This window comes from Dolichospermum sp. LEGE 00246 (assembly GCF_015207865.1).
Classification (GTDB): Bacteria; Cyanobacteriota; Cyanobacteriia; order Cyanobacteriales; family Nostocaceae; genus Dolichospermum; species Dolichospermum heterosporum.
This window is the reverse complement of sequence record NZ_JADEWA010000105.1, coordinates 1-13,661: the sequence shown is the minus strand read 5'-3', so window position 1 is coordinate 13,661 and position 13,661 is coordinate 1. Positions and strand designations below refer to the sequence as shown.

Genomic DNA, 13,661 nt, shown 5'->3' with positions numbered 1-13,661 from the left:
ATTATTAAATCATATAAAATGAATCTAAAAACAACTTAAATTCTATGAAATATCTGCCTATTGGAATGTTGGGAAAGGTTAAGAAAGTATTAAAACAGCCAGTCATTATTTCTAGTGCGATCGCCACAATTTTCACCATGGGAATTCAGAAACTGCAAATGTTGGAAACCCTGGAGTTGAGAGTCTATGACCAGATGGTACAGATGCGTCCTGATCCTGGTCCAGATAAGCGTCTGTTAATTGTCACTGTCACTGAACAGGATCTGAAAAAATGGAATTGGCCTTTACCAGGGGAAGTTCTCGACCGACTTTTAGGCAAACTGGAAGAATATCAACCCCGCGCCATTGGGTTAGATATTTTTCGTGACTTACCTATACAACCAGGGCATGAAAAACTACTACAACGCTTGCAAGAAAGTGATATCATCGTTCCTATCTGTAAACACACTGATGGCAAAAATCCTGGCATCGCCTCCCCACAAGGAACAAAACCAGAACAAGCAGGATTTAGCGATATTGTCGAAGATACCGACAGTTCGATTCGGCGTAATCTCATATCAGTTGGTGTAGATCAGTCCGATAGTTGTCAAAGCCCCTATTCCTTGAGTTGGCAGTTAGCCCTCAAATATTTGCAAGTTGGAGGTATTCAGCCACAATTAACCCCCAACAAAGAACTGCAACTGCGGAGTGTGGTCTTGAAACCCCTGCGACCTGACTCTGGCGGTTATGAAAATGCAGATACTCAAGGCTACCAAATTCTCCTCAATTACCGTTCTCACCGTCAGATTGCCCGCCAAGTTACTGTCACAGACGTACTTTTAGGTAAAGTGAAACCCGATCTAGTTAAAGACCGTATTGTCTTAATTGGTTCTACCGCACCGAGCTTAAAAGATGTTTTTAATACACCATTTACTACAGGAAAAAGTGATAATACTGGGAAGATGACAGGTGTAGAGATTCATGCTCAAATTATTAGTCAAATTCTCAGTGCGGTTTTGAACAACGAACGCCTGTTTTGGTTTTTACCAGGGTGGGCGGAAGTGATATGGATAGGAGGATGGTCTGTAGTTGGGGGATTTTTAGCCTGGCGCATTCGACATCCATTCGGCTTAGGACTGGCAGAGATTACATCAATAGCCGTCTTATTTGGGACTAGTTTTGTCATTTTTACACAAGCTGGATGGTTTCCAATAGTTTCTCCAGCCCTAGGTTTAGTCTTTACAGGCTTTGGTGTCCTTGCTTATAGTGCCTATGACAGCGAGCGAGAACGAGTTAAAATAGGGGAACTGTTGAAAGAGCAAGAAAAGTTAATTGCTGCGGCGCAACGTATAAATCAGACACCAGTGATTAATCCTCCTAATCCTATCGGGCAAAAACTGGGAGTCAACACTGTCATCAAGAACCGTTACAAAATTATTAGCAGTTTAGGTGGGGGAGGATGTAGTAATACTTACTTGGCGCAGGACATTCAACGCCCCGGCAGTCCCCAGTGTGTAGTGAAACAGATGCGTCCCGTTGGTCAAGATACAACATATCTAGATACTTTCAGGCGGTTATTTGAGAATGAAGCAAATATTCTCGAAACTTTGGGTAAAATGGGTAAAAACCCACAAATACCATACCTACTTGCCTTTTTGGAAGAAAACCAGCAGTTTTTTTTAGTGCAAGAATTTATCCCCGGTGATTCTTTAGCGCAAGAGTTAGTACCTTCTGTACCTCGCTCGCGTTCTGAAGTTATTAATATACTCCAGGAAGTTTTGCAGGTCATGGTTTTTATTCATAGCTATGGTGTGATTCATCGAGATATTAAACCTAGTAACTTGATGAGGCGAGCTACGGATGCACATATTGTTTTAATTGATTTTGGTGCTGTAAAACAGGTTCAACCCCAATACCAAGAAAATCAAACTATTTTCGCTGGTACTTTTAGTTATGCTCCCCCTGAACAAATAAACGGTATGCCTAGATTCAATAGTGATATTTTTTCCTTGGGTATTATTGGCATACAAGCTTTTACCGGGGTAAATCCCAAAATTTTTCGAAGAGATGCTACTACTGGTGTAGTCATCATTCCTATCACCTCTGACACTGGCAAACAGGCATGGCAATATTGGTGGGAAGTAGGAGCGACTCCCCAGGAATTGTACACAGTTATCAATAAAATGGTGCATCTAGACTTTACCCAAAGATACCAGTCAGCTATGGAAGTGCTGGAGATTATCCAGGACTTAAGCCGGATTGGATAGCCATTTTTATTCAGTTGTCAGCCTAATTTCTGTAGTTTCTGAAACTAAATTGCGGCTAGGCTTTGGTACCAGGACTTACGCAACTGGCACATTGGTAGGGTGCGTCAGATATCAACAATCTGTTTATTTGCAGGATTTATGCAGTCTGACGCACCCTACAACAGATTTTTGGTGTGACACTTGCGTAAGTCCTAGGTACTTTGATCAAGAAAAATGATGCATCGTACCATCAGGAGCTAAATTCATAGCTGTGTTGTAATCTTCATTAGCTTTTTGCTGATTACCAAGTTCTTGATATGTTTGACTGCGGCAAAAATAAAAGAAAGCATTCCGAGGATGTATGCGAATAGCTTGTGTATAATCCTCTAATGCGCCTCGTAAATCGCCTAATTTATGTCGGCGAAATTTAGCTCTTTCTGTATAAAGTTCAACACAATCAGGATAAAGGGAGATAGCATTCTGGAAATTTACCGTCGCTCCCTCGATATCTCCCTGAGCAAAACAGGTGTTAGCTTGTTCAATATATCGGTTGATATCTAGTATTTGTTTAGGGTTGAGGTCTTGATAATTGCTATTCACTTGTTGAGAGGTTCTATCTTGATAGGTGGCTAAAGAGGGATCTTTTTTTAGTTTAACCACATTTGCTGTCATCGTCAGTTTTAGTTTTAGGAAGCACAGCAATTTGACACTTCCTGGTCTAAGGGAACACCAAAAAATAAATTACCCAATTTTGTGGGATGGGCAGGATGCCCATCCTTGATGATTAGCGGGCTTTTTGCCCCGCACCACAAGAAATTTTTGGGTATTTTTTTAATTGGAAGTCGCTAAAACACCTAAAAATTTTTGAGATTTTTACGTGTCAATTTCGAGGGTTTCAGCAAATCTTCTTACAATAGTGGCTCGTTTGCTACCGCGTCTAGGCCAACTGATTTCAAAAAGTCCGTCCAAGATTGCTGCACGTCAGGATCATCGGGATATTGACGGCGTAAATTAGCCAGAATACTGAGAGAATTCTCCCAAAATCCATGCATTGTATAAATTAAAACCTGATCTAATGGTTGGGTTGTTTGCTGTATCTGGTCAGCAATGGTTTCGTCCTGCACTCGTCGAATTTTACCGTTGATGGTTTTGGGGAAAACATGAGGATCAAAAGGGTAAATTAAGGTCCAAGTATATTCTTTGCCTATTTTTAATGGTGGTTGATCTTTAGGTATACTTACACTCACAATGCCTTTTTTTCCATGTGTAAAAGTTGTTTCATATAGGGGTTCAGTCGTTGTATCATCCGCTTCCTGCAAAACGAACTTCAGTTTTCGTTTATTTTGAGGAGATTCAGGAATGTAGAAAAAGAATGTGGGATGTTCTACTGTTGTGAGTTGTACTGCTTCCTCTGAAGGTCTCAGAGCAAAAGTATTAACATTAGGATCAATATCTCTCGTTGCAGCAGTGTTTGTTCTAAGTGGTTTACTTCTTGAAACAAAAACAAAAGGACTACGATCAGCAATGTAACTATTTACATTCCTAATTGCTGTTTTAGCATACCGATCATCAGGACGTATTTCCAGTGCTTTCTGGAAATATCTTAAAGCTCTCGTATAGTTTCTCTGCATAGTTGATTGATAACCACGCAACATATATTCTTTATAAGCAGAGCTTTTTTGTGCGATTTGCACAACCGGCTCTACTGCCAAAACCTTCGTCTGATTGACAAAACCTGAAGGCAAACATACTAGACTAGTAAGCAAACAACCTGTCCAAAATCGAAGTTTTATAGTATACATATTTACCTTTATTAAAAGATTGTTATGGATAACATAAATATTGCTGCTTATGGCAGTTGCACTTTTGTTGTCTCCATACTAAGTATAATACATAATTTTTTGTGTTGATGTTCCTACTATTTTACAGCAGTTTGATATCAAACCCGCCACAAAAGTAAATTGTAGAATGCAGTCTGGCTCTGGTTTTTATCTTGTCTGTTTGTGGCACGATTGATTCCAATTTGCTGTAATGGCGATCGCTCCTCTTTCTCCTACTGTCTACCACCATGAACAACTTTTATGGATTACGCCACGCTATTCAGCAAACCCTAATTAAATGACATACACCGTAAAACGGACTAAATTATCCTGACCAAACTGTAATAAATCATCATTCATTAGACGATATTGCACACCAGGACTCAAAGCAGTTCCGTTCAAAGACGTACCATTTGTACTCTTCATGTCAAGAATCATGTAGCTCTTTTGCACCCAATCCCAAGTGACTCGTGCATGACTACGAGAAATTATTCCGTCATCAGGGATGCCAGTTAGGTCAATTGCTGGGAAAGTATTCATTTTTTGACTGCGACGACCAATAACACCTGTTTCCCCGGACCATTCAAATACCCTACCTGAATAGTGAATGAGTTTTAGGAGTGATAATTTTCGGGAAACTTTTATTATGAAGTTCTTATCTTCTGATCCGTTCTGAACTATTGTCTTTTCTTCACTTGAGTTATTTTCTTCTCCTGTTGTTATAGGTTCTGGTGGCTTAACTACATTACCCAAAGAAGTTTTACACCAAGGGCAGAACTTAGCATTATTAGGTAGCGCTTTGTTAAAATATTCGCAGATAGGATTACGGCAGCGATTTGCAGTCATAGTTGTCTATATTATCAGGTATGGGTTGTAAAGGAACAAGATTTACTTTACTAAGTAAACACTGACCCTCACGAGTAGTTAATATCTCAGCAAAGCTAGAGCCAGCAGGTGAGCGATTAGTGTCTTTAGGGTAGACCACAAATACAGAATATCCTTAGTTACACTATATACACCGTAAAACGGACTAAATTATCCTGACCAAACTGTAATAAATCACCATTCATTAGACGATATTGTACACCAGGACTCAAAGCAGTTCCGTTCAAAGACGTACCATTGGTACTCATTTCCACAATCATGTAGCTATTTTGCGCCCAATCCCAAGTCACTCGTGCATGACGACGAGAAATTATTCTCTCGTCGGTGATGCCCGTTAGGTCAATTTCTGGGGGAATATTCATATTTTGACTGCGACGACCAATAACACCTTCTTCCCCAGACCATTGAAATTCCCTACCTGAAGAGTGAATGAGTTTGAGTAGTGGTAATCTGGGAGCCAGTGGGGGAGGATAAACTGCCGATATGGGTGTTACCGGTGGACGTAGCTGATAGTTGGTTGAATCATCAACGGGAGGTTGGTAGGTTAGTTGGGGTGTAATGGGTCGTGCTGGCTGAATCTGTTGTGGTGAGGGAATAGGTTGTTGTGGAATCGGTTGTTGTGGCGTAGGTCGTGATGGAATGGGGTTATTTGATGTTGGTGTAGGCGTAACTACATTACCCAAAGGAGTGTTACACCAAGGGCAGAACTTAGCATTATTAGGTAGCGTTTTATTAAAATATTCGCACTTAGGATTAAAACAGCGATTTGCAGTCATAGTTGTATATATTATCAGGTATGGGTTGTAAAGGAACAAGATTTACTTTACTAAGTAAACACTGACCCTCACGAGTAGTTAATATCTCAGCAAAGCTAGAACCAGCAGGTGAGCGAGTAGTGTCTTTAGGGTAAACTACAAATATGGGATATCCCAAAGGGTAACTTTTGAAAGTGTTTACATCAAAAAAATAGCGGTCATGCTTGCATAGATCAGAGGTTTGGTTATCTGAGGGTTTGATGGGAAGATGATCGCGCTTTTGAAATAAAGGTTGAATGGCTGGTTTGTTACCATCTACTATCGCTAATGGATAACCTGTACATTGTCCCTTGATTTTACTAATAATGCCGAAACTAATCATACCATTGGTTTCCTGTCGAAATTTGTTTTGGGTTTTGGCCGTCTCTAATCGAGTGACTTTATTGTCAAAGAATTCTTGCCCTTCAGGTTCATCTTTCAAGACTATTTCTTTAAATTTACTGATAGCTTCCGGTTCAAGTGGGGCATAAAGTATAATTTTTGAATTTGGGAGATTCCTATTAATTTGCTGCCAATTTGTACTTCTTCCTGTATAAATATCACGTAATTGGTCAAGGGTTATTTGTCCGTCAAGCATATCTGCAAAATTGTTCTTTCTATCATCAAATTTAACATAAACCATTAACCCATCATAAGCAATAATTTTTTTCTCTAGTTGATCCGATAGATTATTGGTTAAACTTGTAATGGCAAAGTATTTTTTCCCTTGCTCCAGATTTTCTAAATTTAATGAAGCTACAGGAACATATTTAAAAATCGTTCCGGCTCCTGGTTTGGGATTAGTCAATAAAGTTTCTAAAGTGATAACATCTTTAAATGGATATTTTAGAATAAAAGTCCATGTACCCGGATTTACGCCTATATACTCAAATTCCCCTGTAGGTACACTATCGACATCTGAGAAATTTCGCCGCAGTTTAGACCATTGTAAATATTTACGATGATCATCACCTGGATTAGATTGACGGAGACAAAAATAATAAAAAATACCTCCAGCCAGTAATATAAAAGGTAGGATTAACAACCAAATTGACCATTTTTTAAAGCCTGGCTTTGCTCGTTCATCTTCCGACAATAGAGGTAAATGATTTTCCTGACCTTCTTTAGGCAATCGCATGAGTGCTTGACGAGCAGCTTCCGCATTACTAAAAGGAGTGCTTAAACCAATTAATTGTTCAATAAACTGCTTTAGATAAATATCTGTAGTAGACCATTGTTGATTGTCTTTAGGGTCTAGAGGTTGATTAGAAGCATAATCTGATGTCCGTCCTGCTAATAAATAAAATGCGACTAATCCTAATGATTCTAAATCTTTTTCCTGTTGAGCCGGCGCAGGTTGGGCAATAGCTGGAGGAATGAACAAGTTTTCCCAGATAGCTAAATCACAAAGATATATATAAAATTGTTGATTACTAATGGGTTTAATTAACACACTATCTAAATTTATATTGCCGTGACCTATGCCTTGTTTGACTTGATTAGAGGGAAAACGTATTTTTTGGCTGTGGAGAAATTCAAGAGTTTGTAGTGTCTGATTCAGGATTTCTCTGACTTGAGAGGCTGTCATTTTGCCATTGTGTTTGAGATATTGGCTTAATGTTTGGGATGCTTCTATTCTTTGGCTGATTAAATAACAGCGCTCTCCTTTTTCATCAGCAATAGCTTCACGAGTGTTAACTAACCGGAAATTTTGAATTCTGCTATCCGCTAATTGTATTCCTCCTACACGTTGGAATATTTGTTTACGTTCCAGAGTTTCTTGTTCATTAAAACAACGATTGGGGAGGATATATTCTTTAATTTCTATGGGCTGTTTATCCCTAATTTGAACACCTGAGTATATGCGTCCATAACCTCGGACTCCTAAGTAATTAGTTACTTGATAAGTACCAAAATTACCTTTAATTGTCACTTGCTCAGATAAGGTAGCTGGAAAACCACACTCTAGACAGAATTTAGCACCTTTAAGTTCCTGGGCTGTTTGGAAAGGGCGATCGCAACTTAAAGGGTTATTGTTTGAACAAGAGTATTCTCGATAAGAAAACGCAAATGAGGGCATATACAAAAATTTTCACAATTATATTGATTTGAAATAGATAAACTAAATCATAACTTATATCCGACACTGAAGTAAAAGCCTTCATCTTGGGCATTTTTACCCCGATCATCTAAGTTAATTAACGGGACTCCATAATCTAACCGTATATTCAAATTAGGTATGAGTTGCCATAAAACTCCTATTCCTGTACCCGCTAAAAAGGTTTGTCTTTGTAAACGGTTGGGGTTATCATTTGTATTCCAGACATATCCTAAATCAACAAATGGCGCAATTTTGATTAATGGATTTCCACTTTCATCTTTGTGTATTGTTAGTTGGTTTTCTAGTACAAATCTTACTCCGTTGTCACCTGCACGGGCATTTTGCCGATAACCACGCACTGACTGACCTCCACCAATTACAAATTGTTGTGAGGGTAATAAACCATTGGGGGTAAGTTGTATGTCTGTTTGGGCAATTAACAGATAGTCATTACTGACACGCTGTACTCGTTGTATCTGTCCTAACCAACTGAAAAATTGACCATCGGGAATAGGATCAGCGTTTTTAGTGGCATCGAATACGTCAATACCAAGACTGAATAAAGAACGTAAAGACCATGCACCTTGTGTATCCCGTGCTAAATATTCTTGTCCGAATTTAAGCACACGGGTGCGGCTGTTACCTTTGTCATCTGGTCCAAAACCAAAGCCTGTCGGACCGGCAAAGGTAAAGGTTTGACCATCTTGGACAGTAAACCCTAATGATAAAGCCAATTCTTGCCGGAGCGATCGCACTAAAGGCTGACGAAAATTAATTTCATATAGTTGGGACTCACCCTGAATATTAAAAATGTCAAAAGGCTCTTGGATGACTTTGTTATTATTAATTGATGTTCGCAATTGCAGAGTCCCATTCATGGCATTGACTGGGAGGCGATAACTCAAATCATAGATATTTGATCCCCCTCTGGCCGTAAAGTAATATGATGCTGCCAGTTCATCACCCCATCCTGTCAGATTACGATAAACAGCGTTCACACCAAATCTTTCTGAACCAATGCTGGGTGGAGAATAATTATCAATATTTAATGCTGCTTTGAAAGGTTCAGCTTCAGTAACTTTGACAACCAAAATAATTTGACCATCCGTACCAGGACGGAGGATGCCTTCTACTTTGGAAAAAAAGGGATCTCCCTGTAATAATCTTAACTGTTCTTCTATATCACCTGTATTCAGGGGTTTTCTAATTCCTAAAGCTATACGCGATCGCACGTAATTAGGATTAATACGTTTTGTGCCTTCTATTTCAATCTTAACTACACTACTTTCAATTATCCGTATTTGTACTACACCATCAATGATTGCTGAGTTGGCTAAAATTGCTCTTGAGGTGAGATATCCCCGATCCCAATAGAGTTGGGTGATGGCATCAGCTACTTGTCTAAGTTCTTCTAAACTCGCAATTTTTCCTTCTACTGGACGAGTTAACTTACTTAGCTGCTCTGAATTGAAGATCGTACTGCCTTTGACCTCTATTGTCTTAACTTCAAACTTCTTATCTTCAGAACTTGCATCTGTAGGTGTCGGTGTGGAAGGAGGAGGATTTTCTGGAGTTGTAACCTGTAGAGGTTCTTCAGGCTTTGGGGTTAGCTGTTCTGGGATGGATGTTGGTTGTACAAATCTTTCCAGATAGCGATCGCCATCTGGATTTGGAGCTTGCGCTAGTCTCTGATCAGGTAATTCTATAGGGAGCAACGAAGAATTAGATACTTCTGCATAACTTGGAGATATAGATGCAGTTAAAACTACACTCGGAACTAAAAATAGACACCATGACCCTGATTTTAAACACCAGTTCATAAAAATTATCACTCCTGTATTCAGATCCTTATACTGAAAAAAGATGTATTTACTTATTGTTACACATTGTTGTTATCTCACACCCCCTTACTTCTTATTTTGAATAGTATCCAGGTAAGCAACTAATGATTGTTGACGAGGACATAAAATGTAGTATTGTATCAATGGACATTCCTGGAGGATTATTAATTCATTGTTAATGATATTCTAGTATGTATACTTTCAGGGATAATCATCTAATACCAGCTAATACTCGATAAAAACCAAAATAAAATTTTATGTATACAAGGAATTACATTAGTTCTTTAAGTGGAAAAACTGCCTTATTGCTCCTGAGCAATGCGATCGCTCTTTTTACTCTACCCCAGAGCATAGCCCCAGTTAATGGACAATCTATCACCCCTGCTAACGATGGCACTGGTACAGTAGTTACCTCTAACGGCAATCAGATCAATATCAGTGGTGGTACTCTTTCTAGCGATGGTGCGAATCTCTATCAAAGCTTTCAAAGATTGGGACTTGACTCCAATCAGATAGCAAACTTTCTCTCCAACCCTAGTATTCAGAATATTTTAGGTCGTGTCGTTGGTGGATATCCTTCATACATTAATGGATTAATTCAAGTCATTGGCGGAAATTCTAACTTATTCCTGATGAATCCGGCTGGTATCGTCTTTGGTGCTAATGCCAGCTTAAATGTACCTGCTGACTTTACCGCCACCACAGCTAATGCTATAGGTATAGGCAGTAATTGGTTTAATGCCATAGGTAATAATAATTATAGTTTATTAATCGGTAATCCTCACAGTTTTGCTTTCTTAAACCAAAATTCTGGGGCAATATTAAATACAGGAAACTTAATTACCAATCAAGGAAGCGTCACCTTATTAGGTGGTACAGTAATTAATACTGGTACCATATCCACCCCAAATGGTAATATTACCATTGCAGCCGTACCCGGAGAAAAACTAGTAAAAATATCTCAAGAAGGCAGTCTATTAAGTTTAGAATTACCTATAGATAAAAGCGGATTAAACCAAGATATAAATACACCCTTATCATTACATCAATTATTAACAGGGGGTAACTTGAATCATGTACCAGCAGTAACAGTAGAAAATGGCCAGTTAAAATTAACAAGTATTAATCAAGTAGTCCCCACGGAAACAGGCACAAATATTATATCAGGAAATATCCAAGCTAATAATACAATTAATATATTAGGCGATAAAATAGGGATATTTAATGGAAATATTAGCACATTAGGAGCTAATGAGGGCAATATATTTATTGGGGGAGATTATCAAGGAAAAGCCACACTACCCACAGCCCAATTTACCTATATTGATCCAAATAGTAATATTAAAGCCGAAGGAATTAATGGCGGCAATATCATAGTGTGGTCAGATCAAGCCACAAGAATATATGGTAATTTAAGTGTAAAAGGGAATAATCAAGGCGGATTTATAGAAACCAGTAGTAAGGGATATTTAGACATTACCACAGTGCCGGATATTTCAGGACAAAGTGGAGGAACTTGGTTAATAGATCCTACAGATATTAACATAGTAGCAGGAGGTGGAAATACAAATATTCCTAATATTAATCCCTTTACTGCCACAGGAGATAGTGCTTCCTTAGGAGTAGATTTAATCACCACAGCATTAAATACTGGAAATGTCACAGTAGCAACAGGTTCGGGGGGAACACAACTAGGAAATATTAGCTTAAATACAGATTTAAACTATAGCGGTGCTACATCAACATTAGAATTAAAAGCCCATGGCAAAGTGGATATTAATGGCAATATTAATAGTTCCGTAAATCCATTAAATGTAATATTAACAGGGGATAGTCAAAATGCAGGGATTGATGGGGCAGTATCAATATACTCAAATATAACAACAAATGGGGGGAATTTAACCGCCACAGGAAAGACATCAGTAAATGGTTTCGCAGGAGTATTTGGAGGGAGTCAAGCAAGTATTAATACAGGAAATGGCAGTATTAACTTCACCGGTACATCATCAGGAACTGGAACTGGATCACCAGGAATTTTAATAGGTAGTCAAATTACCTCAAATAGTGGTAGTATAACATTAACAGGCACATCAGCAGGTAATGGGGAATTTGCTAGAGGTATTGGTGTACAAAGTAGTGTATCAACAAATAGTGGGAATATCACATTAACAGGCAATAACACTAATGCTAATAGTAATGCAGCAGGAATTATAGCATTTAGTCAAATTACCTCAAATAGCGGTAGTATAACATTAACAGGGACATCAGCAGGTAATGGGCAATTTGCTAGAGGTATTAATGTACTAAATAATGTATCAACAACTAGTGGAAATATCACATTAACAGGCAATAGTACTAATGCTAATGGTATTGCAGCAGGATTTAGAACACTTAATCCAATTACATCAAATAGTGGTAGTATAACATTAACAGGCACATCAGCAGGTAGTGGTATCTCTGCTAGAGGTATTAGTGTAGAAGGTAATGTATCAACGGATAGTGGAAATATCACATTAACAGGCAATAACACTAATGCTAATAGTAATGCAGCAGGAATTTCAAGTAATAAAGCCATCACTTCTAATACAGGTAATATCACATTAATTGGCAGTTCTAATAGCGCTAATGGTGGAGTAAATATTGGCAGTGCTAATATTACAGCCAACTCTACATCTGCCAACGTTAATATATCTAGTAATGCCGGCAATATCGTACTAGGAAATATTCAAGATAGTGGCAATTTAACAGTAAATTCTGCCGGAAAAATTACCCAAAATACCAATACGAGTATCACAGTTGCCAATAATGCTAACTTCACTACCACCTTAGCAAATACAGGTAACGTGACTGTTACTAATAATAATGCTAACGGTACAGTATTAGGTAATAGTACAATCGGGGGAACATTCACCTTAACAAGTGCTGGAAATGTCACTCAATTTAGTGGGGAAAATTTACAGGTAGCAGGAAACGCTAGTATCACAGCTAATGGTTTTACTGCCTCTGGAAATAATAATAGTTTCTCCCTACTAACCGCTAACAATGGAGATTTATTAATAGATAGAGTAGGAGTGGTAACATTAGGAAATGAAACTATTACAGGTAATCTGACAGTCAATAGTAAAGCAACGGGATTTGGATTTAATGGTACTTATGACAATGATGCCATAGTATTAAATAATTCTAATAATAGTTTTGGTGGCACATTAACACTAAATACAGCAAATACGGGCGCAAATATTACAGGAAGTGCCGATATTAATCAAGGAGTAAGTAGCACTGTAACAGTAGCAGGAAATACCACATTAACGGGAGAAAATATTACCTTAAACAACAATACCAATGACTTTAATCAAGTTAGTGTATTAACAGGAAATAATGTAATTTTAACTGATGCAAATAATCTCACATTAGGGAATAGTAATGTTAGTGGCAATTTAACAGTCAATGCTTTAACAGGAAATATAAATCTAGGTAACACGACAGCATTAGGAAATATTATTGCTAATAGTACAGGAACAACCACATTTAACACCGTTAACGCTGCAACTTTACTAACAAATGCGGGTGGAACAACATCATTAAATGGCAATATTACCACCACTGGAAGTCAGACTTATAACGACAATGTCACCATTGCGAATAACCCCACATTAGCAGGAAATGGAATTACCTTTAATGAAACTGTAGATGGTAATAGTAATTTAACCCTGAATGCAGGTACAGGAAATTTAACCTTTGAGAAAAATGTCGGCAGTGGAACACAGTTAAACAATTTAACAGCCAGTGGTAATAATATAGATATCAAAGGCAATGTTAGCACTACTGCACTACAAACTTATAATAGTCCAGCAACTTTATTCAATAACAGCACCTTCACAGGCAATGGTATTATATTCAATAATACCCTGACTGGTACTGGGTTAGATTTTACAGCTAATGCAGGTGCAGGAAATTTAACCTTTGCGAATGATGTAACATTAGCAAATATTATT

Annotated in this window: 8 protein-coding genes; 2 read left to right on the top strand and 6 right to left on the bottom strand. The window is 38.1% G+C overall.

Annotated elements, in window-relative coordinates; genetic code table 11:
- Positions 1-44 precede the first annotated feature (44 nt).
- Positions 45-2,246: a CHASE2 domain-containing serine/threonine-protein kinase gene (locus IQ228_RS09745; RefSeq protein ID WP_228043789.1), complete on the top strand. Its 2,202-nt coding sequence runs from the start codon at positions 45-47 to the stop codon at positions 2,244-2,246.
- 204 nt (positions 2,247-2,450) lie between these two features.
- On the opposite strand, the gene IQ228_RS09740 is transcribed toward IQ228_RS09745, so the two are convergent.
- From IQ228_RS09740 to IQ228_RS09715, 6 genes are all read right to left on the bottom strand, one after another.
- On the bottom strand, positions 2,451-2,897 hold the full coding sequence (locus IQ228_RS09740) for a tetratricopeptide repeat protein (RefSeq protein ID WP_193962759.1): 447 nt from the start codon (positions 2,895-2,897) through the stop codon (positions 2,451-2,453).
- A 236-nt stretch (positions 2,898-3,133) separates the two neighbouring features.
- Complete coding sequence (locus IQ228_RS09735) at positions 3,134-4,027, bottom strand: DUF928 domain-containing protein (RefSeq protein ID WP_193962758.1); 894 nt, start codon at positions 4,025-4,027, stop codon at positions 3,134-3,136.
- Between the two features lie 312 nt (positions 4,028-4,339).
- Positions 4,340-4,891 (bottom strand): FHA domain-containing protein, encoded by a 552-nt coding sequence (locus IQ228_RS26555; protein ID WP_228043788.1) that lies wholly within the window; start codon positions 4,889-4,891, stop codon positions 4,340-4,342.
- Between the two features lie 158 nt (positions 4,892-5,049).
- Complete coding sequence (locus IQ228_RS09725; RefSeq protein WP_193962757.1) at positions 5,050-5,706, bottom strand: FHA domain-containing protein; 657 nt, start codon at positions 5,704-5,706, stop codon at positions 5,050-5,052.
- Positions 5,684-7,804, bottom strand: coding sequence for a substrate-binding domain-containing protein (locus tag IQ228_RS09720; RefSeq protein ID WP_193962756.1), 2,121 nt, complete (start codon positions 7,802-7,804; stop codon positions 5,684-5,686). The genes IQ228_RS09725 and IQ228_RS09720 overlap by 23 nt, the downstream gene beginning before the upstream one ends.
- 47 nt (positions 7,805-7,851) lie before the next feature.
- Positions 7,852-9,645 (bottom strand): ShlB/FhaC/HecB family hemolysin secretion/activation protein, encoded by a 1,794-nt coding sequence (locus IQ228_RS09715; protein ID WP_193962755.1) that lies wholly within the window; start codon positions 9,643-9,645, stop codon positions 7,852-7,854.
- A 278-nt stretch (positions 9,646-9,923) separates the two neighbouring features.
- On the opposite strand from IQ228_RS09715, the gene IQ228_RS09710 reads away from it, so the two are divergent.
- Positions 9,924-13,661, top strand: a 3,738-nt coding sequence (locus IQ228_RS09710) for a filamentous hemagglutinin N-terminal domain-containing protein (RefSeq protein ID WP_193962754.1), incomplete at its 3' end; no start/stop codon positions are given.

Bases quoted from the DNA above. Each gene is read 5' to 3' on its own strand.
- IQ228_RS09745 (WP_228043789.1), top strand. From the start codon at position 45: ATGAAATATCTGCCTATTGGAATGTTGGGAAAGGTTAAGAAAGTATTA.
- IQ228_RS09740 (WP_193962759.1), bottom strand. From the start codon at position 2,897: ATGACAGCAAATGTGGTTAAACTAAAAAAAGATCCCTCTTTAGCCACC.
- IQ228_RS09735 (WP_193962758.1), bottom strand. From the start codon at position 4,027: ATGTATACTATAAAACTTCGATTTTGGACAGGTTGTTTGCTTACTAGT.
- IQ228_RS26555 (WP_228043788.1), bottom strand. From the start codon at position 4,891: ATGACTGCAAATCGCTGCCGTAATCCTATCTGCGAATATTTTAACAAA.
- IQ228_RS09725 (WP_193962757.1), bottom strand. From the start codon at position 5,706: ATGACTGCAAATCGCTGTTTTAATCCTAAGTGCGAATATTTTAATAAA.
- IQ228_RS09720 (WP_193962756.1), bottom strand. From the start codon at position 7,804: ATGCCCTCATTTGCGTTTTCTTATCGAGAATACTCTTGTTCAAACAAT.
- IQ228_RS09715 (WP_193962755.1), bottom strand. From the start codon at position 9,645: ATGAACTGGTGTTTAAAATCAGGGTCATGGTGTCTATTTTTAGTTCCG.